The sequence below is a fragment of the Corynebacterium auriscanis genome (assembly GCF_030408435.1).
GTDB classification, from domain to species: domain Bacteria; phylum Actinomycetota; class Actinomycetes; order Mycobacteriales; family Mycobacteriaceae; genus Corynebacterium; species Corynebacterium auriscanis.
The window spans coordinates 1,147,764-1,167,035 of sequence record NZ_CP047046.1 but is presented as its reverse complement, the minus strand read 5'-3'; the positions used below and the strand labels follow the sequence as shown (position 1 = coordinate 1,167,035).

Annotated in this window: 18 protein-coding genes and 1 tRNA gene; 12 read left to right on the top strand and 7 right to left on the bottom strand. The window is 59.0% G+C overall.

What is annotated here, in order from left to right; all coding sequences use genetic code 11:
* The first annotated feature begins 164 nt into the window (after nt 1–164).
* Nucleotides 165–1,592: an NAD(P)/FAD-dependent oxidoreductase gene (locus tag CAURIC_RS04860; RefSeq protein ID WP_070434021.1), complete on the top strand. Its 1,428-nt coding sequence runs from the start codon at nt 165–167 to the stop codon at nt 1,590–1,592.
* A 64-nt stretch (nt 1,593–1,656) separates the two neighbouring features.
* Here CAURIC_RS04860 and CAURIC_RS04855 read toward each other — a convergent pair whose 3' ends face one another.
* The gene (locus CAURIC_RS04855; RefSeq protein WP_035112757.1) at nt 1,657–2,154 is read right to left on the bottom strand and encodes a PaaI family thioesterase; all 498 of its coding nucleotides are present in this window, start codon (nt 2,152–2,154) and stop codon (nt 1,657–1,659) included.
* A gap of 132 nt (nt 2,155–2,286) precedes the next feature.
* Between CAURIC_RS04855 and gndA the strand changes: the two genes are divergently transcribed.
* The 6 genes from gndA to CAURIC_RS04825 all read left to right on the top strand — a co-directional run bounded on the left by gndA (nt 2,287) and on the right by CAURIC_RS04825 (nt 9,773).
* Nucleotides 2,287–3,777, top strand: a complete 1,491-nt coding sequence (gndA, locus tag CAURIC_RS04850; protein ID WP_052094633.1) for an NADP-dependent phosphogluconate dehydrogenase — start codon at nt 2,287–2,289, stop codon at nt 3,775–3,777.
* A 217-nt stretch (nt 3,778–3,994) separates the two neighbouring features.
* Nucleotides 3,995–5,155: a DEAD/DEAH box helicase gene (locus CAURIC_RS04845; RefSeq protein ID WP_035113017.1), complete on the top strand. Its 1,161-nt coding sequence runs from the start codon at nt 3,995–3,997 to the stop codon at nt 5,153–5,155.
* Nucleotides 5,155–6,525, top strand: a complete 1,371-nt coding sequence (locus CAURIC_RS04840; RefSeq protein WP_290183394.1) for a hemolysin family protein — start codon at nt 5,155–5,157, stop codon at nt 6,523–6,525. The genes CAURIC_RS04845 and CAURIC_RS04840 overlap by 1 nt, the downstream gene beginning before the upstream one ends.
* A complete protein-coding gene (locus CAURIC_RS04835; RefSeq protein WP_035112760.1) occupies nt 6,522–7,586 on the top strand; it encodes a hemolysin family protein in 1,065 nt (354 codons plus the stop codon). Before CAURIC_RS04840 ends, CAURIC_RS04835 begins: the two co-directional genes overlap by 4 nt.
* Entirely contained in the window at nt 7,576–8,529 is a 954-nt protein-coding gene (locus CAURIC_RS04830; RefSeq protein WP_235700627.1) for a 3-methyladenine DNA glycosylase, read from the top strand. Before CAURIC_RS04835 ends, CAURIC_RS04830 begins: the two co-directional genes overlap by 11 nt.
* Before the next feature lie 53 nt (nt 8,530–8,582).
* The gene (locus CAURIC_RS04825) at nt 8,583–9,773 is read left to right on the top strand and encodes a vWA domain-containing protein (protein ID WP_052094635.1); all 1,191 of its coding nucleotides are present in this window, start codon (nt 8,583–8,585) and stop codon (nt 9,771–9,773) included.
* A gap of 45 nt (nt 9,774–9,818) precedes the next feature.
* Here CAURIC_RS04825 and CAURIC_RS04820 read toward each other — a convergent pair whose 3' ends face one another.
* From CAURIC_RS04820 to secA2, 5 genes are all read right to left on the bottom strand, one after another.
* On the bottom strand, nt 9,819–10,355 hold the full coding sequence (locus CAURIC_RS04820) for a MerR family transcriptional regulator (protein WP_035112762.1): 537 nt from the start codon (nt 10,353–10,355) through the stop codon (nt 9,819–9,821).
* A 265-nt stretch (nt 10,356–10,620) separates the two neighbouring features.
* Nucleotides 10,621–11,391 (bottom strand): hypothetical protein, encoded by a 771-nt coding sequence (locus tag CAURIC_RS04815; protein ID WP_070434014.1) that lies wholly within the window; start codon nt 11,389–11,391, stop codon nt 10,621–10,623.
* The gene (gene ftsR, locus CAURIC_RS04810; RefSeq protein ID WP_070434013.1) at nt 11,391–12,131 is read right to left on the bottom strand and encodes a transcriptional regulator FtsR; all 741 of its coding nucleotides are present in this window, start codon (nt 12,129–12,131) and stop codon (nt 11,391–11,393) included. Before ftsR ends, CAURIC_RS04815 begins: the two co-directional genes overlap by 1 nt.
* 14 nt (nt 12,132–12,145) lie before the next feature.
* Entirely contained in the window at nt 12,146–12,574 is a 429-nt protein-coding gene (gene odhI / locus CAURIC_RS04805) for an oxoglutarate dehydrogenase inhibitor Odhl (protein ID WP_035112767.1), read from the bottom strand.
* 215 nt (nt 12,575–12,789) lie between these two features.
* The gene (gene secA2, locus CAURIC_RS04800) at nt 12,790–15,189 is read right to left on the bottom strand and encodes an accessory Sec system translocase SecA2 (protein WP_035112769.1); all 2,400 of its coding nucleotides are present in this window, start codon (nt 15,187–15,189) and stop codon (nt 12,790–12,792) included.
* 102 nt (nt 15,190–15,291) lie between these two features.
* Between secA2 and CAURIC_RS04795 the strand changes: the two genes are divergently transcribed.
* The 4 genes from CAURIC_RS04795 to CAURIC_RS04780 all read left to right on the top strand — a co-directional run bounded on the left by CAURIC_RS04795 (nt 15,292) and on the right by CAURIC_RS04780 (nt 17,524).
* The gene (locus CAURIC_RS04795; protein WP_052094637.1) at nt 15,292–16,137 is read left to right on the top strand and encodes an alpha/beta hydrolase family protein; all 846 of its coding nucleotides are present in this window, start codon (nt 15,292–15,294) and stop codon (nt 16,135–16,137) included.
* Nucleotides 16,134–16,634 (top strand): ribonuclease E activity regulator RraA, encoded by a 501-nt coding sequence (gene rraA, locus CAURIC_RS04790; protein WP_035112771.1) that lies wholly within the window; start codon nt 16,134–16,136, stop codon nt 16,632–16,634. Before CAURIC_RS04795 ends, rraA begins: the two co-directional genes overlap by 4 nt.
* A gap of 57 nt (nt 16,635–16,691) precedes the next feature.
* Nucleotides 16,692–16,765: transfer RNA gene (locus CAURIC_RS04785), tRNA-Pro, on the top strand.
* Nucleotides 16,766–16,777: 12 nt separating this feature from the next.
* Nucleotides 16,778–17,524 (top strand): phosphatase PAP2 family protein, encoded by a 747-nt coding sequence (locus CAURIC_RS04780; RefSeq protein WP_156963319.1) that lies wholly within the window; start codon nt 16,778–16,780, stop codon nt 17,522–17,524.
* On the opposite strand, the gene CAURIC_RS04775 is transcribed toward CAURIC_RS04780, so the two are convergent.
* Nucleotides 17,521–17,667, bottom strand: coding sequence for a hypothetical protein (locus CAURIC_RS04775; protein ID WP_156963320.1), 147 nt, complete (start codon nt 17,665–17,667; stop codon nt 17,521–17,523). The genes CAURIC_RS04780 and CAURIC_RS04775 overlap by 4 nt on opposite strands.
* Nucleotides 17,668–17,820: 153 nt before the next feature.
* Between CAURIC_RS04775 and CAURIC_RS04770 the strand changes: the two genes are divergently transcribed.
* On the top strand, nt 17,821–19,272 hold the full coding sequence (locus CAURIC_RS04770; RefSeq protein ID WP_035112775.1) for a DUF5129 domain-containing protein: 1,452 nt from the start codon (nt 17,821–17,823) through the stop codon (nt 19,270–19,272).

The window sequence follows — 19,272 nt, the reverse complement described above, 5'->3', positions numbered from 1 at the left end:
TCCACGCTTTTATCGCCCCCATACGGCAAAAAGGGCACATCCTCACCTGACCAACCACGGTTAATGTGAGCGGATTCCTCACAAGCGTTAGGATGGTGGCCGTACAACTTGCGAAAATTTGAGAATGAATCGCTTCCACTCGTTGACCGAGGAGAACCCCCCTAATGAGCTATAGCCACCGCAACATGAGCGGCCGCCACCGCGTCGTCATCATCGGCGCCGGATTCGGTGGCCTGTTTGCTGCGAAGAAGTTCAAAGATGCAGACGTGTCCGTTACCATCGTTGATCGCACGAACCACCACCTCTTCCAACCGCTGCTGTACCAAGTAGCAACGGGCATCTTGTCTTCCGGTGAGATCGCACCTTCCATTCGCCAGATCTTGGCTAACCAAGACAATGTCCGCGTGGTCAAGGGCGAAGTTCGCGATGTTGATGTCAACGCCAAGCGCGTGACCGCCGATCTGGGCGGCAAGGATGCCGTTTTGGATTACGACTCGCTCATCGTGGCTGCCGGTGCGGGCCAATCCTACTTCGGTAACGAACACTTCGCGGAGTTCGCTCCTGGTATGAAGTCCATCGACGATGCCCTAGAGATCCGCGCCCGCGTCACCGGCGCATTCGAGCGCGCCGAGATCACCGACGATCCCGCTGAGCGCGAGCGCCTGTTGACTTTCGTGGTTGTAGGCGGCGGTCCCACCGGTGTGGAGCTGGCTGGCCAGTTGGCCGAGATGGCATACCGCACCCTGCGTAACGAGTTCCGCAGCATTAACACCACCGATACTCGCATTATCTTGGTCGATGGTGGACCACAGGTTCTGGGCCCCTTCGGCAAGCGCCTAGGCCGTCGGGCTTCCCACCGTCTGGAAGCCATGGGGGTGGAGGTAGTTCTCAACTCCATGGTGACGGACGTCAACCGCCAGGGCGTGAAATTCAAAGACATGAAGACCAACGAAGAGACATTCGTGCCTTCTTACGCCAAGATCTGGTCCGCTGGTGTGGCTGCTTCCCCACTGGGTAAGCACATCGCCGAGCAACTGGGTGTGGAGGTCGACCGCGCCGGCCGTGTGCCTGTCAATCGCGACCTAACCGTTGGCGATGACCGCCACGTCTTCATCGTGGGCGACATGATGTCCCTCGACCGCCTTCCCGGCGTGGCTCAGGTGGCAATGCAGGGTGGTCAGTACGCTGCCCGCACCATCATCGACGAAGTAGAAAACGGCACGTCCCCCGAGGCCCGCAAACCCTTTGATTACTTCGACAAGGGCTCGATGGCCATCGTTTCCCGCTTCAATGCCGTGGTGAAGATGAACAAGGCCGAGGTTTCGGGCTTCGTCGGCTGGATCATGTGGCTCGTCCTCCACCTGCTGTACATGGTCGGCTTCCGCAACCGTGCTGTCGCAGCGTTTTCTTGGGGCTTGAACTCCGTGTCTCGCCGGCGTTGGCAGCTGGTGGCAACCCGCCAGCAACTGCATGCCCGCAATGCGATCAGCAAGTTGCGTGCGTATGAGGACGAAAACGACGAGCGCTCCATCGAGGTTCGCGATAACCTGCGCTTCGGCGAGGGTCGGAACACCCGCGCCGTTTCCGATTAGTCAGCGCGCAACCCCCCTTTGCCCTAGGTAGCCCCTAGGGCTTTTTCCTTGTCGACGCCACGCTCTACCCGATTGGGCGCACCGCTGTTCGCAAGCTGGTGATTGCAAGCAGCTTGCCGGTCTTTTCATTAGTGTGTTCAATCCGCCATAACTGCGAGGTTCGACCAAGGTGGATAGCCCGGGCGGAACTGATGATCACGTCACCCGGAAAAGCCGGGCGTAAAAACTCGGTTGTGTTGGTGGTTCCCATGACCTGCATGCTGTTGTCAACGGCCAAGAAGCCTGCCATGGAACCAGCAGTTTCTCCCAACGAGGCGAAAAGCCCACCGTTGGCAAGACCCACCGGCTGGGTATGCTCCCATGTGACCTCGCATGCAATGGTGACAGAATCTCGTGCGAGGCTGCGGTAACGCACGCCCAGGGTACGATCCAGCGAAGGGTGCAACTCGATTTCTTTGTTGGCCTCCGCGACAATGTCCTGTGTTGCGGCACCCGTAGCTAGGGCTTTTTTGATTGTGGCCAATGCTTTGAGACCTTCGATTCGCTGCGCCGGGATCTCCATGATCAATCGCCTTCTTCCTTCAATCGGTGAATTCGAGGTTTCTGCGTAGGCAAAAATTCCTTTTGCTGATGCACAAGTTACCGCACAGGCATTACCGCGGATTGTCGTTTGATAAATGTAGAATGTTTAACCATGACTACCGCTTCCGAATCTTCTTCGACTTCGAACGCATCTTCCACCCCCACTGGCACCGCTCATATTGGAGTTGTTGGTCTGGCCGTGATGGGGTCCAACATTGCCCGCAACTTCGCTAACCACGGTCACACCGTGGCTGTGTACAACCGCACGACGGCTAAAACAGAAAAGTTCATGGAGGATTTCGGGGGCTCCGGAAGCTTCGTCGCTTCTGCGACCATCGAGGATTTCGTGCAATCCCTGGAACGCCCCCGTCGCGCTCTAATCATGGTCCAAGCAGGTGCGGGTACCGATGCCGTCATCGGCCAGCTTGCTGACCTCATGGAACCGGGCGACATCATTATCGACGGCGGTAATGCGCTGTACACGGATACCATCCGTCGCGAAAAGGAGATTCGCGAGCGCGGCCTACACTTCGTGGGTGCGGGCATCTCTGGCGGCGAGGAAGGCGCGCTGAACGGCCCTTCCATCATGCCCGGTGGCCCAGCCGAATCCTACGAGTCCTTGGGACCGCTGTTGGAGTCCATCTCGGCCAAGGTCGATGGCGAACCATGCTGCACCCACATTGGACCCGACGGTGCCGGCCACTTCGTGAAGATGGTCCATAACGGCATCGAGTACGCCGACATGCAGGTCATCGGTGAGGCCTACCACCTGCTGCGCAATGCAGCGGGCATGGAGCCAGCCGAGATTGCGGATGTCTTCCGTGAATGGAACGCAGGCGATCTGGATTCTTACCTTATCCAGATCACTGCTGAGGTACTGGCTCAGACGGATGCCGAAACCGGCAAGCCCTTGGTTGACATCATCGTGGATGCGGCTGGCCAAAAGGGAACCGGCCGGTGGACAGTGAAGTCTGCGCTGGATTTGGGTATTCCAGTGACCGGTATTGGCGAGGCCGTCTTTGCCCGCGCCCTTTCCGGTGCGCGTTCTCAGCGCGCCGCCACACTCGGGAAGCTACCATCCGGCAGCATCGCCTCGGCCGTAGAGCCGGCAGATCGGGATGCTTTCATCGAGGATGTTCGCCGGGCACTGTACGCTTCAAAGTTGGTTGCCTATGCCCAAGGCTTCGACCAAATTCTGGCGGGCTCCCAAGAATACAACTGGGATTTGGATCCCAAGGACATGGCTCGCATTTGGCGCGGCGGTTGCATCATCCGCGCGCGTTTCCTCAACCGCATCACCGAGGCATATGACGAGAATCCACAGCTAGAATCCCTGCTGTTGGCTCCTTACTTCAACAACGAACTGCAGGGGTTGATTGACTCGTGGCGCAAGGTTGTCATCACGGCCACCGGCTTGGGCTTGCCCGTACCGGTATTCGCCTCTAGCTTGTCCTACTACGACTCCCTGCGTGCAGAGCGCCTGCCAGCAGCACTGATCCAGGGCCAGCGCGACTTCTTCGGTGCGCACACGTACGGCCGAATCGACAAGCCGGGTGCTTTCCACACCTTGTGGTCTGGCGATCGTAGCGAGGTGGAAGCATAAATTGAGATCCTCTGGATCCCGCTCCTCCCGATCTAACCGAGGGCACCGATCCCGCACGGTGAAACGCGAAGACAATTCGAGTTCGCAATCACCAGATCGATCCCCCAAGCGGCGCCGCGATCAGCGACGCGGTAGCCGCGCCCAATCTTTGCCCGACCAACGCAAGACCACGCCAAAAACGGCCCCTCAGTCTGCGCCTGAATCGACCCACTCAGCCATGGCAGACACAACTACCACCTTTGCCGACCTCGGCTTGTCGTTGCCAATCGTTAAGGCACTGACCGCCGAGGGGGTGAAGCACCCTTTCCCTATCCAAGCCGCGGCAATACCGCAGGCTATCGAAGGGAAAGACATTCTCGGACGGGGCCCTACCGGTTCGGGTAAGACATTTACCTTTGGCCTGCCGATTATTGAGTCGCTCCAGCGAGGGGCGTCGGCACCAAAGAAGCCCCGTGCCCTGATTCTGGTGCCCACCCGCGAGCTCGCCGCCCAAGTGAGGGAACGGCTCGAACCCATAGCCAATGCAGCTGGCCAACGAATCCTGGAAGTCGTCGGCGGGGTGAAAATCAGCCGCAATATCACGGCACTCGCACGTCCCGTAGATATCTTGGTGGCCACTCCCGGCCGCGCGCAGGATTTGCTTGATCAGCACCACATCGATTTCTCGGATGTGCGCGTGGCGGCTTTGGATGAGGCCGATCAGATGGCGGACATGGGCTTCTTGCCACAGGTCACCCGCCTACTCAAGCGACTACCGCGCGATTGTCAGCACTTGTTGTTCTCCGCCACGCTGGACGGGGATGTGCACGTGCTCGTGAACCGATTCATGAACAACCCCATTACCCATTCGACGGGTGAGGCAACCGCCAGCGTGGATTCGATGAAGCACGTACTGGCAGTCTTCGATGATCGCGATGGACGGAATCAAGCCATCCTCGATCTGGGCAAGCTAGGCTTCCGCACGGTCATGTTCGTTCGAACCAAGTACGCCGTGGATCGTCAAGTCAGGAAACTTGTCCGTGCGGGTGTCAACGCCGTTGGATTGCATGGCAACAAGGGTCAAACTACGCGTACAAAAGCGCTGGAATCGTTTGCTTCCGGTGAGGTGTCCGTATTGGTGGCCACGGACATCGCCGCCCGCGGTATCGATGTGCGGGATGTTGAGCTGGTAGTGCACATCGATGCTCCCGCCGAGCACAAGTCTTATGTTCACCGGGCTGGCCGTACTGCCCGTGCGGGTGCCAAAGGCACGGTCATCACGTTGACCTTCACCGATACAAAGAATGACACGCTAAAAATGATGCGACAGGCCGGGGTAACCCCGGATGTTGTGAGTGGCCCGGACATCGCAGCGCAGGCGAAGAAGGCTGCACGATAATGGATATTCTGCTTTCGATTCTGGGGCTCGTGGGGTTCATAGCACTGACCGGTGCGACCGGCTTATTCGTGGCCATCGAGTTTGCCCTCACCGGCCTCGAGCGTTCCACGGTTGACCACCATGTGAGCGAGGTAGGCGATGCCTCGGCCAAGATGGTTCGTCGCGCTCACGGCGATTTAAGTTTCGTCTTGTCCGGTGCGCAACTGGGAATCACCATCACCACCCTAGCCACGGGTTATTTGGCCGAGCCGATCCTAGCGCGCTTCCTTACTCCCCTCTTGGACCTCGTGGGCGTGCCGGATTCTGCCACTGTGGCTATCGCATTGATCCTGTCCCTGGTAATCGCCACTGGGCTATCCATGGTTTTTGGCGAATTAGTACCCAAGAACTGGGCTATCTCCCAGCCGCTGCCCGTTGCCCGCGCCGTTGTTCGCCCCGTCTGGGGATTCAACAAAGCACTAAAGTATTTCATCAAGGGGCTCAATACTGTATCCAACAGCATCGTGCGCAGGCTGGGTATAGAGCCTGCGGACGAGTTGGCCTCCGCCCGTTCCGCCGAAGAGCTGTCTGCCCTCGTGCGCAACTCCGCAGGTAGCGCCGGAATCACTCAGGCCAAGGCACGGATCCTGGATTTATCGCTGCGCTTTGGCGATGCCAGCGCCGAGGACATCATGACGCCCCGCTCAACCGTCCAAACCCTGGACCAGGATGAAACCGCTCTGGACCTTATTCAGCTTGCCCTAGAGACCGGGCACTCTCGGTTCCCCGTCACACGGGGTGACCTCGACGACACTATAGGTGTGGTCCACGTCAAGGATGCCATCGCAATTCCCGCCCAGGAACGTGCCACCACGAAGGTGAAAACCATGGCCCGCCAGGTGCCCGTTATCCCCGATTCCTTAGCCGGCGATGCTGTATTGAACCACGTGCGCCGCGCGGGTTCCCAGCTGGTACTGGTAGCCGACGAGTACGGCGGTACATCCGGCATCGTCACCATCGAGGACGTGGTCGAGGAGATTCTCGGCGAGGTCTTCGACGAATACGACGACGTAGAAACCGACCGCGAGGTCAAACGCACGGGCCACAGCTGGGAGGTCTCCGGCCTGGTTCGCACCGATGAGCTTGTCGACGCCGTCGGTTACACCGCCCCCGAAGGTGACTACGAAACGCTGGGCGGCCTGGTCATGGCCACCCTGGGGCGCATTCCAGCCGAAGGCGATCGCGTAGTCCTGCCCATCGGCGATAACGAGTTCATGGATAGCTTCGAATCTGGCATCCCTAACCGGTGGGAGGCCGTAGTGAAGGCCATGGATAACCGCCGCGTTGACCGCGTGATTCTGCAACCCATCGTGAAGGGGGACGAGCGATGAATGGCGACATTTTCGGCGTGCTGTTGACATTCGTCCTTCTGGGATTCAATGCCTTCTTCGTCTCCGTCGAGTTCGCCTTGATCTCGTCGCGTCGCGATCGCCTGGAGTCCATGCTGTCGACGGGCAACCGCCGCGCTAAAGACGTGCAGTACGCGATTGAGCATCTGTCGATCATGCTGGCTGGAGCCCAGTTCGGCATCACCTTGGCGTCGGTGCTTCTGGGTAAAGTCGGCGAACCCGCAATTGCCCACCTGATCGAAAAGCCGTTTCACGCTCTGGGGCTGCCCGACCAACTGCTGCACCCCGTTGGTTTCGCCATTGCGTTGATGCTGGTGACGGTGCTGCACATCATTTTGGGTGAAATGGTTCCCAAGAGTATTTCGCTGGCCGGTCCTGAGACGGTCGCGACGTACTTAGTGCGCCCACACATGTTGTTCGTGCGCGTCACTAGACCGGTTATGTTGTTCCTCAACTGGGTGGCCCGCATCACGCTGAAGCTATTCGGTGTAGAGCAAAAGGACGAATTGGATTCCACGGTCTCCGCCGGCGAGCTGGCCTCGATGATTCAGGAGTCCCGCACCGAGGGCCTGATCGCCCCAGCCGAGGCAACACGCCTCAACCGCGCTCTGAAGTCCAGCCGTCGAACATTGCGTGAGGTCCTCATTCCGATTGCGGATATTCATGTCATCGAGCAGACCGGCCGCAACCTGCGCGTTGGTGATGTGGAAAAGGCTGTGGCCGATACTGGTTTCTCCCGCTACCCCGTCACGGACACCACTGGAACGTGGATTGGCTATGTCCACGTCAAGGATGCGCTCAATAATCTGGTCGTTGACGGCACGTCCGATCAGAACCCTTACCTCGATACCGGGGACGTGCGCCCACTGATTCGTGTCACGGCAGAAGACAGCTTCGATGTGGCCATGCGCCGCATGCGCACCAATTCCAGCCACGTGGCGGCGGTAGAGGATGCCACGGGTGCGATCATCGGCATGGTGACCTTGGAGGACATCATTGAGGAGCTCGTGGGCACCGTGCGAGACTGGACACATGACGATTAGTTCCACTCGCAGTTCTACTCGCACGGCTTCCGGCTTTTCTTTACTCGACGCCACCCAGGCCCGCGCGGAGCAGGTGTCCCATAGGCAGCGAGTGGAGCGACTCACGCGGGACCACCTATCCCGCCGCGCTCGTGGTCAACGCCACCCGGTGTGGGATTTCATGTTTGACTACTACCCCATCACCCCGGGCAAGCTGGCCCACTGGCATCCGGGGGCGTTGCGCGGGATCGTGTTAGCAGCTGGTGATGATTCCCAACCCTCATGGTTGCCCACGTTTAAGAACCTCTACCGTTGGCATGATGCGCTGCCAGTGGAGGCCTGGATGCTCGATGTTGATGCCTTCTGGGCCGCTCGTGGCTCGACCATCCGCTACGTGCACGACCTGCTGACCCGAACGTTGCATCACACACCACAGCTGGGTTGCTTCGGCTTACACGAATGGGCGATGGTGTACCGCGATTCGCCCCGCCACCCCGAACCCCTCAGGTTGGGTGCGGAGGCAACGAATGCCGTGGTAGAGCAGTCGCACTTAAAGTGCACGCACTACGATGCGTTCCGCTTCTTTACGCCCGCCGCTGCCCCGCGCAACCAGCTCACCCCCACGCGGGACACTCAGCCCATGTTGGAACAACCCGGGTGCCTGCACGCCACGATGGACGTATACAAGTGGGCCACGAAACTGGGCCCATTGGTGCCGGGTGACTTGTGGTTGGATACTTTCGGGTTAGCGTGCGATGTCCGCCAGTTGGACATGGAAGCCAGCCCTTATGATTTAACCGCGTGGGGCTTTGAACCGGTCACGATTGAAACACCCCAGGGCCGTGCGGAATATGTACGAAGGCAACAGCAGCTGATGGACCGGGGCCAGGCCCTGCGCACCCAGCTCATCGCGCTGTTGCGCGCCACCTATCCGGTGTTATCTGAATCCCAGCCAGATGACTGACACGCATGCGATAAGCTGACAAACATCAAGCGTGAAGACTAGTCGGAGGATCAATGGCTCGGCATTCCAGTGGCAAATCTAGCTTTCAGCTCGCCGGATGGGTGTGGGTAGTTCTCATCACTTTCATTGCTGTCGCTGCGCTAGTGTTCGGTTGGCAGAAGATCGCCGCAGACAACCAGGCAGAGGTCAACACCCCGGCATGTGCGGAAGGTGACTACACTCTCGAGGCGTGGACAGCGCCGGAGCGGGAGGCCGCAGCCAAACAGTTCGCCGAAAAATACAACGCCAGCAATCGCGTGGTTCGCGATAAGTGCACCTCGATCTCCTTTACCCAGGCATCCGATGCCGACGTAAAATCCAAGCTCCAAAACCCCAGGAATGTGGCGGCATGGTTGCCCGCAGATACCGACGGCGCCATCACCGCGGCCAATCGCGCCGGGATGCACGTCGGTGCCGGAGACATGGCCAAGATCGGTGGTGGCAGTCTGTTGTTGTTGAGCGCTGGTGACCGGATCGACGAACAAGCTAGGCGCGCAGCCCAGGACTTTGAACAGTTCGCCTTGGACAACGGAGCTGACAGCGTTTCTGCGACCACCCCGACACAGGCCACCCCCGAATCACGTGCCACTCCCGATGCCCGCAAGGCCCCCGCATCAGCGCCACGCGATGTAACGTTTGTCCTAGATACTTCGGGATCAATGACGTTGGTGGAAGGTTCGGCTACACGGTTGAACAACATCCGGGGCTCGTTGGCCCAGGCAATGCACGGCGTTGGTCAGCGCGGTGGGGCCGTTGCACTGTGGAACTACTCATCCCCTTTGAGTGAGGGGGCGCGCACCCCTTTCCGCAATAACGTGGATATCACGAACCGGGACGATGGCGCCATCGCCGTGGCGATCCTAAACCAGTTGGGCGCGAAGGGCGGTACTCACACCTATGAGTCCATTGCAGCGGCATACGCCTCGGCCGTTGCGGGTGCAGGCGACTCCAAGGCACAAACTCCTGCCCGCGTTATTCTCATCACGGATGGGCCCAATGATGGTGGCAGGCTGACCCTCGACACGGCAGCAGCGCAGATCCGTGCGTTGCACGGAAAGGCCCCGGTGCGCCTCGACGTGGTGGCCATTGGGCCAAACGTAGAACGCCCCGCAATGGAAACCATTGCGGGGGCTGCGGGAGGTAAAGTGCACTACTCGCCGGATTCTTTGCAGTTCGATCGCGCTCTGACTGCAGCGTTGCGATAAAGGCTATAGCTCCGTCTAGCTGATAGAACGCTGCGGTTAGTTCGCCTAGGCCATCCGACGACGGCGGCGCTCCGCCAGCTCGTCGATCGCTGGATCTTGCGCCACCTTCTCCGATGGGAATGCGGTAATCGTGCCGGTCAATTCCTTCATCAATCCGGGAACTGCGATGCCGAAGACTCCTTGACCGCCGTTGAGGAGGTCGATGACCTCTTCCGGAGAGCGACATTCATACACGGTGGTGCCATCCGATACGAGCGTGATACCGGAGAGGTCATCCACACCAAGGTTTTCCAATTTCTCCACTGCCTTGCGGATGTTCTGCAGCGAGATGCCCGTATCCAAGAGCCCTTTGACGATCTTCAGGACCAGAATGTCACGGAAAGAGTAGAGACGCTGGGAACCGGAGCCCGCCGCCGTGCGGATAGTCGGCTGGACGAGCCCCGTCCGTGCCCAGTAATCCAGCTGCCGGTAGGTAATACCCGCGACTTGGCACGCAATGGGTACGCGGTAGCCCACTTCCTCGTCGGGCCCGTTGATGTCGAAGAGGGCATCCTGTTGGGGCTCGAAGTTCTTGGTGCTCATAAAACGTCGCTCCTGGCGCTGTGTGACACTCGCTAAATTTCCACGAGTGTAATTTCAACTCTTGTTTATCTTCTTCAAGTTTTCGCCCTGCGTCAACAGCACGGCCTAAATCGCTCGAAGAAATAGTGAAACTCTAACCTTTGAGTTCAACTTCAGGGTTCAGTTTAACACTAGTCACAAATTTCACGCATGTAACAACACGCGCGTGAGTCATAGAAAAAAAATGAGGGCGCCAAGCGCCCTCATTATCGTGTTCCCAGAGAAACTACTCGCGCGGTGCATCCCCATCGGATTCATTGACCGTGTCCGACAACCACGCGTCGAGTTCATCATCTAACCCCAGCGCTTCCCACATGCGCTCAAACCCCTCGCGAACGTCCGCAGGAACACCCAGATTCAGTCCTGACCACCGCAAAAACACTCCCCCGGGCCCCTGCATTTCATCATCGGTTTCCATGACCAATCGCACGCGCTCGGGTTCAAAGCCCTCGTCAATAAGTGTGGCAAAAGTATCGGAATCCTCCACACCCTTATCGTCGTCGAACAGGTCATCCGCCCATTCCCGGCCGGGATCGGACGCAGCGGGGCGTCGTTCAATAAAGCGATAAACCTGCTCCCCGCAAGCAGCCTGCAGCTTCTCCAACCACTCCCGGTTGACCGGAATGAGGGCAGATTCCAAGGCGGGCTTCATGCGAAGCTCCCGGACCGCGCCGGTACGAACTAATGGTTCCAGGAGGCTGGGGCGGCAATCGATGTATCGATCCCCCGCGGTCAGCGCTGCCGTGAATTGCCCGCGCGCGCCGGTTGCGATCTCCGCGGACCACACGGGGCCATCCGAATCTAAAGCCAACATAGTAGCCAGCACCACTGCATCGGTGGGGCGGCCACCAAAGTTGTGCGTGCGCTCCACCCACACCGGCAAAATATGGGTGAAATCCGCAGTACCGAAAACGAGAACATCGGGGCTCGCTGCATTCCACTCCGCCTCCGAGAGGAACGTCGAATTTAGGCGCCCGATGAAATTGAGGGAACGCACTAGCCGAGATTCCCCTTAACCAAGGCTGTGTTGAGAGACACCAACAAGGCGCTCACCTCGCGCGCGGTCTCCAAAGAACGCTGACGGGCGTTCTCATCCCTGCCGTGTGCGAGGGGCTCAGACACCCGCGCCACAATGTCGTACTGACGATTAGCGATTGTCAGCAGCGACTTCAAGTGACGGGAATCCAGCCCGTATTCGGTCAACGAATGAGCTAGCTGGACAACTTCCACGTCATCGACGGAATAGAACCCCGAACCATCGGCATTGATCAAACCCATGCGGATTACACTGCCGGTGAAAGAATCATTCACACCAGCGCGAGCAGTCACATCCGCTCGAGTCAGACGGCGAGATTCCGCAGCACGCAACTGATCGGCACTCACAGCACCGGTGCGCCCCTGCTTAGCGCTCACCGGAGTGACCTTGCCGGAATCCATCGCGGCCAGCTGCTCGCGAATAACCTTGAGTGGCAAGTAGTTATCCCGTTGGTGAGTCAGGATGTACCGCAAACGGGCGATATCGTCGGGAGAGAAACGCCGGTATCCGGACTGGCTTCGCCGCGGGCTGATGAGCCCTTCGGACTCGAGGAAGCGGATCTTGGACACAGTGACATCGGGGAAGTCCGGCTTCAGCTGCTTCAGCACATCGCCAATGGACGAGGTGGGCAGAACCTGACTTACCCCGGTCGATGAGGAGACCTTGCGGGCGGCTTGCGCGCGTGCGGCCTGAGCGCTCACTTGTGTCCTACTCCCTACTTGGTGCCGTTAAGAAAAACCAGGCGGAACTTGCCGATCTGGATTTCGTCGCCGTTGCTGAGCACAGAGGAGTTCTTTGGCTCGCGGTTAACGTAGGTTCCGTTCAAAGATCCCACATCGACAACCTCGTACTGATCGCCATTGCGGCGGAACTCTGCGTGGCGACGGGATACGGTGACATCGTCAAGGAAGATATCGCTGTCAGGGTGACGGCCCGCAGCGGTGGTGTCCTGGTCCAACAGGAAGCGGGAGCCGGCGTTTGGTCCACGCTTCACAACGAGCAGTGCGGAGCCTTCGGGCAGGCCCTCCACACCGGCAGGAGCAGCATCCGTTTGAGAGCCGGACTCCATTTCCTTCAGGAGATCAGCGCGGAACACAGACGTCGTCTCGACAGATGCCTCCGGAACTCCGGTGTTTTCGCTCATGTTCTAGTCCTCTCTGGAACGTTTAGGGCTTGGAACCTAGTCGCCCTCACCAGCCCATCGCTCCCCTCGTTCGAGGTGAACCCACTGGTGCACGCAGGTTCCACGTACAACGCTTTCAACCATACTACCCCGGTGCGCATTTTGTAGGCCCCACCCCAACCTGAGATCAAATGGTTATGGAATTGTGCCCTCACAGCGAGGGCGCCAGCGCCTGCTTAGCGGAACATCTGCGCAATCGACCCGACCACGGATCCTCCGCCACTGGACAACGGATTGTCGTTGACCATGTAGGTCCACGTTGCGCTCGGCTTATGCAGCCCCAGCTCCTCCAAATGCGCACCTTCCTCGTCGATATCCACCTCACTGAAGGTCGAGCGGGCCTTATCCACTGCGGACTCTGCAAGGTCCTTAAAGGCCGCGATCGACATCCGATGGAATTCATCGATGGGCGATTCGCGGGCAATGGCGCGTAAGTGGATCGACTCGCGAATGTCATCGAGGTACGCCAAGTGGTCACTCCACGCGGAATCTAGGTGAAACAGCATCACTTCGCGCGCTGCCTGCTCCAGTACGGACTGCTCAATCCCACGGCTTTTCAACGCGTTGGCCTTATCTACGTCGTGGTAACTGAGGTCCTGCCACGCGGCATCGGTCGTCAACAATTGCCGGCGGCGCTCGTTGATGATGTCGCGTTGGTCCTTGATCAGCTTGTTGTACTTCCACGTGGTCGCGTGGATATCCAGCATTTGGCCCTCGGTCACACGCTGGCAGTGATCGACAAACTGCAAAACTTTCTTCTGCGGCAGCAGCCCATCGTCCTCGGGGCGGGCCTGCAGTTCTTCGCCCGCACCACCGACGGCTACAACGTCATCCTCCAATGCAACGAAAAACACCGAACTTCCCGGATCGCCCTGCCGCCCGGCTCGCCCGCGCAGCTGACTGTCCAATCGCGCCGACCGGTACCGGCCCACGCCCACCACATGCAGGCCACCGGTCTCCACTACTTCTTCGCGTTCCGTTTCATCGGTCCCTCCCAACTTGATGTCCGTACCGCGCCCTGCCATCTGGGTGGATACGGTCACGCTGCCGGGGCGGCCCGCTTCTGCAATGACGCCGGCTTCCGCTTCATGGTTTTTGGCGTTCAGCACATTGCAGTCCACTCCGGCCTTCGCCAGAGCATCGGCCAATGCTTCGGATTCCGCGACGTCTTGAGTTCCCACCAGTTGGGGTTGCCCGGTATTTTGTACGTCGATGATGTGCTCAATCACCGCGCGGTTGCGTTCCTCGGCGGATACGTACACCCGATCGGCCTCGTCGAAGCGTTTCGTGGGTACGTTGGGTTCAATGACGGAAACGAATAGGTCGTAGAACTGCCGCAGCTGGTCGCTAGCGGCCAACGCAGTACCGGTCATGCCACAGACCTCGGGATACATTCCCACCAGTGCCTGAATGGTGATTTGGTCTAGGATGCGACCCCCGTCTGTGACATCCAGGCCTTCCTTGGCTTCCACGGCAGCTTGCAGTCCATCTGGCCAGCGCTGCAGGTCGGCCACGCGGCCACGGGAACCGTCAATGAGGGCAACCTTGCCGTCGCGGACGATGTAATGCACGTCGCGGATCAGCAGATGTTCAGCATGAAGCGCTACGTTGACCTGCACTAGGGTGTCGCCGGGCTTAGCCTCCTCCCCTTTTTCAACGGCCTGAGCGGAGCCCGTGGTGGCGTCGAGATCAGAAGTGCCGTACAGCGAGTCGATGCCAAGCTCCCGTTCCACATAAGCGGCGCCATCGTCGGTGAGGAAGACGTTGCGTTGATCCTCGGAGATATGGAAGTGCTCGCCTTCCTTCATGGACTTCACCAGGTCCGTGATGCGACCGGCTGGGGCGGGGCCGGGTTCGGAACCCGCGAGGACCAGGGGCACGAGTGCTTCGTCCACCATGACGGAATCCGCTTCGTCGATCACGGCCACGTCTGCATCGGTGCGGACGGCATCTTCCTGGCGGGTGATGAGTTGATCGCGCAGCACATCGAAGCCCAACTCGTTGATCGCGCCGAAAACAATGTCGCGGGAGTAAATATCGCGGCGTTCGTCACTAGTGTGGTTTTCGTTGATCGCCCCGTGGGTCAGCCCAAAGAAATCGAAAAGCGGGCCCATCCATTTGTCGTCACGACCGGCTAAGTACGAGTTCACGGTGATGACATGGACCCGCTTGCCTTGGAGGGCGTACCCGCACGCGGCCATTGCACCGGTGAGAGTTTTTCCTTCACCGGTCGCCATTTCCACCACGTCACCATGTAGCAATCGCAGAGTGCCTTGCATCTGCACGTCGAACGGGGCCAAGTGCAATGTGCGGCGCGCAGCTTCACGCAGGACTGCCAACAGCGCTGGTGCATCCTTAACGGTGGGCTGGGGCCCATCCAGCGTTTCTGGATCGTGGGCACTCGAGGATGCCTGTGGCCATGCGTTGGCGATAGTGGCCGCGGCCTCGTCGCGCAGCTGCGCGTCGCTGGCTTCCGCGAAACGCTCCGCCCCGGCTTGCGCCACGACAGCCCTGCTTTTCTTCTGATTCTTCGTTGGCGAGGAACCCATTGCCTTCCAGAACCAGTCAAATGCCATGCGAGCGGCCTACCCTTCGAATAATCGACGTCTGTTCCTTGCGGGGCGCAAGGCGTTTGTTACTAATAGACCAACGATAGTCGAGCCCCAGAAGGTACCGCCATGAGTCCCGCTACCATTTCAACCCATGTTTCCATTCCCGCGGGTGAGGCACATGGTCCCAACGGCACCTACAACCTAGGCGCCACCGTGGACGCACCAGCGGGAATGACTGCAGAAACGCTGCAAGAGGGCCGGGTTCCCACTGCCATCGTGGTGGCGTGTTTCACCTGTGCACGTACGGCAGTGGGGGTCACACGTATTTCCAAAACCTTGGCCAAACATGGGATGGCCAGCCTGCGGATCGACCTGGCGGGTTTGGGAACGTCCGGGGGCGCGTTTGAGAAAACTACCCTCAGCTCCAACGTGGCAGATGTCTTAGCTGCGGCCGCGTGGTTGGAAACACACGCGCAGGGCCCGTCCTTGTTGGTGGGGCATTCCTTGGGAGGGTGCGCTGTTATCCGGGCGGCTGCGCAGGTGGATTCCGTACGTGCGGTGGCCACTATTGGCACGCCATTTGACCCCCGCCATGTGTGGGATTCCATCCCCCAGGTAGCGGCGGAGCTGGGAGCGGCCGTGGAGGATAGTCGCGACGACTGCACGGTTCCCATTTCGGACCGCGGCGTATCAGTGGGGACGGAATTCTTCCGCGATCTGCGTTCCGTTGACCCTGAGGCCGACATGCAAGCCCTCAAGCAGCGCGGAATCCAACACCTGGGGATTCACGCCCCAGACGATGATGTGGTGGATTACGCCGAGGCCCTTTCCTTCGTTTCCTCCCCTGCGCGTATCTCTAGTCTGCTCACCATGCCGGACATTGACCATCTTCTGCAGCGCCGCGGCAGTGGGCAGCGCGTGGGGGAACTCATCGCAACCTGGTTCGACCACCGACGTACACTTTTCCTATGAGCGAACTTCAATTTATCCCCACTGCCGACCTCGTAGACATCATTGGAGAGGACGTGCGATCTTGCGATACCCAGTTCATCAACTTCGGTGGCAACGTGGAATTCTGCGGCAAGATCTCCACGGTGAAGTGCTTCCAGGACAATGCGTTGCTGAAGTCCATCCTGAGTGAGGACAACCCAGGCGGAGTGCTCGTCATCGACGGGCGGGCCTCTATGCGCAGCGCTCTGGTTGGTGACATCATCGCGGGCTTAGGTAAGGAACACGGCTGGCAGGGCGTTATCGTCAACGGCCCCATCCGCGATTCCAAGGTCATCGGTGACATGGAATTCGGATGCAAGGCTCTGGGCACCAACCCTCGAAAGTCCTCCAAGACCGGCGAGGGCGACCGCGACGTGGTCATCAGCCTGGGTAGCGTAGATTTCGTCCCTGGCCACTACGTTTACTGCGATTCGGACGGAATTATCATCACCGAGGAACCCGTTACGCAAGGCGATTAGTATTCCCGAATCCCTATGGTGTAATCTAGTCCACGCTTAGCCAAACGGTTAAGCAAGCGGGCTGTGGCGCAGTTTGGTAGCGCACTACACTGGGGGTGTAGGGGTCGCAGGTTCAAATCCTGTCAGTCCGACAAAGGTTTACATTGTCCCATCCCATTCCATCTTCTCTTGCGCCGGATACGGACGCACCCCGTCCACATTTCCCCCGCCTGGTCTTAATAGCCATGGCGGGGGCAATACTCGTACTGGCCGGTGGTTTCGCCCTCCAGCACAGCGCGATCGATTTACCCGTAGTCCAGTGGTTCAACAATCACCGCACTGGCGCATTCGGCGCCACAGTGGACTGGTTTTACGTCACCTTCCTCCCTAGGAAGGCGGCAATCTATACACTCATCGTGATAGTGGTGCTCGCCCTGCTGCGCCGCCCCACGCTGCACCCCTGGGTGTGCGGTTTCACCATCTTGATCTCATGGGCCCCTCTGTGGGGCGCCAAATTTGTTTTCTCTCGGGAGCGCCCCGATCTGCCCCTGTTGAGCAACCCTACCGATTCATTGCAGGCCGGTTGGTCCTACCCCAGTGGCCACAGCGCATTTTTCGGCGTGGTGGCGGTAAGCCTCGTCATGCTGGTGATGACCTACGAGTTCCCCAATGCTCGAACTGCACACAGAGCGCATCTTGTGGTGTTAATCGTGGCCGGGGTGTTGATGTTCGCGATCTGGTTGACGGTCGTCACCCGGGGCGTGCACTACCCCACGGACTCCGCGGCGTCGTTGATATGGGCCATCACCGTAACACCTTTGGTGTGGCACTTACTGATGTGCTTATCCCAAGGAATAGCAAATCGCCCGCACCGAAGTAACTCTTCGACGCGGGCGATCACTGTGTCCTAACGGTAGTACTGGTACAGGGTGTCAGCGTATTGCTGACGCAGTTCCTCCGTCGTCGGCTCACTGGCGTTAGCTGCAGCAGCCCCGCCTAGGGCCAGACCACTGGCAACAGCAACGGCAGTAGCGAGATTTGCGATCTTCTTCATGGTCAACTCTCCTCAATGTGATTGTTTTCCTGATTCAAACCGCCCGCTTGGGTGTGCCAACCGGACAGTGCTAGCATAACTCTCTTTTTGGTGACACGTCAAGCACCCTAGTTCTCCGCCCAGCTTTCGCTTCAAATCTCTAGACTGGCAAGCATGACTCACTTGGGACTTCGTTCACTAGCTCTCTCTGCTGCGGTTATTGCTCTTGTGGGGACGACGCCCACAGCTGCAGCACTCTCGACCGCGCCTAGTGCGCCGGTTAGTCAGTCCACACGGGCAGAGAGTGTCCAGGTGAAGGTGGAGAATCCGTCCGGCACGATCAAGCCCAACGACGAGCGCTTTCTTATCCAGGAGACGCAGAAGATTGACTTCCCGCCATCCGTGAAGAGCGTGACGTACTTAGTTATTGACGGCAGAAGCGACAACCTCAACGATGATGTCGTGCAATGGATCGGCACGAATCGTCCGGACCTAGTACCCGACGGCACTGATAAGGGCGGAACCTGGAAACTGGGCGAACTCATTGTCGCTGTCTCCACCGAGCAGCGCCACAACGGTATCTACTGCGGCAACGATGTGTGCTCTGATCTCAAGTTGACGCCGGGCGATGGCCATCTGCAACGTTCCCTCGACGACATGAAACCCAGCTTGAGGGACCAAAAATGGGCCGCCGGGTTACTGGAGGGCACAAAGGCTGCCGCCGATCCTTCCTTAGAGCCGGAGACCAGTGACGTTGATCCACGTGTGGTGGGCGGCATCGGGGGTGGAGTGGCGGTAGTGGGTGGAGGCATCGCCATTGGGGCCTATGCGACATCCCGAAAGAAGAAGATCGCGACAGCTAAGGAGCAATTCTCCCATATTTCCGCCACCTACGGCGACACCGCGCAAAGACTGGACCAGATCGACATTCGCGCCAATTCCCTCGCTTCTCCCCTAGCTCATGCGGAATTGCGCAGCCAGTGGGCTACCATCCGCGATGATTTCCTGCAGGTGCATGACCAGGTGGATCGTCTGGGTTTGACGCTCGATTCGCAAGATAAGGACTTTTACGCCAAGCGAAAAGATATCGCCACCGCGCATGCCTCCGTCTCCGCGCTAGAAAACGCGGATCAAAACATCAATACGCTGTTCGAGATGGAGCGTGGCGATGAGGTTGTCCGCAGGCGCGAGTTAGCTGCCTTGCGTGAAGACGTCTCCGAAGCCCTGAATGATAAAACCCTGAGTAACAAAACACTGGGCAGACATCAGCTCGATACTGTGGTGGCGGAATTGAAGGAAGTAGACGGGGAACTGCGAGCCCTCGAGGGCACTACCGCTGCCCCGGATTTCATGGATCGCTTTGCTCTAGCTCTACGCAAACATGGCCACGCCATGGACCAGCTGAGTAAGCAGATGAAGAACCTCAAGCTCAGCGAACACTCCACGCCCAATATTGGGGATTCCACGTGGCGCCCAGGTTACGGTTATCACGGCTGGTACCCGTATCTGCTGTTATCTACCTGGCATTCCTCGGATACGGCAGCTGCCTCCAGTTCCGGGAGTTCGGGCGTGAACACCAGTTTCAGTTCTGGGTTTTCCGGTGGCGGCGGATCCTCTAGTTTCTAA

Bases quoted from the DNA above. Each gene is read 5' to 3' on its own strand.
- CAURIC_RS04770 (WP_035112775.1), top strand. From the start codon at position 17,821: ATGACTCACTTGGGACTTCGTTCACTAGCTCTCTCTGCTGCGGTTATT.
- CAURIC_RS04845 (WP_035113017.1), top strand. From the start codon at position 3,995: ATGGCAGACACAACTACCACCTTTGCCGACCTCGGCTTGTCGTTGCCA.
- CAURIC_RS04795 (WP_052094637.1), top strand. From the start codon at position 15,292: ATGAGTCCCGCTACCATTTCAACCCATGTTTCCATTCCCGCGGGTGAG.
- CAURIC_RS04855 (WP_035112757.1), bottom strand. From the start codon at position 2,154: ATGGAGATCCCGGCGCAGCGAATCGAAGGTCTCAAAGCATTGGCCACA.
- CAURIC_RS04775 (WP_156963320.1), bottom strand. From the start codon at position 17,667: ATGAAGAAGATCGCAAATCTCGCTACTGCCGTTGCTGTTGCCAGTGGT.
- secA2 (WP_035112769.1), bottom strand. From the start codon at position 15,189: ATGGCATTTGACTGGTTCTGGAAGGCAATGGGTTCCTCGCCAACGAAG.
- rraA (WP_035112771.1), top strand. From the start codon at position 16,134: ATGAGCGAACTTCAATTTATCCCCACTGCCGACCTCGTAGACATCATT.
- CAURIC_RS04825 (WP_052094635.1), top strand. From the start codon at position 8,583: ATGGCTCGGCATTCCAGTGGCAAATCTAGCTTTCAGCTCGCCGGATGG.
- odhI (WP_035112767.1), bottom strand. From the start codon at position 12,574: ATGAGCGAAAACACCGGAGTTCCGGAGGCATCTGTCGAGACGACGTCT.
- CAURIC_RS04830 (WP_235700627.1), top strand. From the start codon at position 7,576: ATGACGATTAGTTCCACTCGCAGTTCTACTCGCACGGCTTCCGGCTTT.
- gndA (WP_052094633.1), top strand. From the start codon at position 2,287: ATGACTACCGCTTCCGAATCTTCTTCGACTTCGAACGCATCTTCCACC.
- CAURIC_RS04860 (WP_070434021.1), top strand. From the start codon at position 165: ATGAGCTATAGCCACCGCAACATGAGCGGCCGCCACCGCGTCGTCATC.
- CAURIC_RS04840 (WP_290183394.1), top strand. From the start codon at position 5,155: ATGGATATTCTGCTTTCGATTCTGGGGCTCGTGGGGTTCATAGCACTG.
- CAURIC_RS04820 (WP_035112762.1), bottom strand. From the start codon at position 10,355: ATGAGCACCAAGAACTTCGAGCCCCAACAGGATGCCCTCTTCGACATC.
- CAURIC_RS04835 (WP_035112760.1), top strand. From the start codon at position 6,522: ATGAATGGCGACATTTTCGGCGTGCTGTTGACATTCGTCCTTCTGGGA.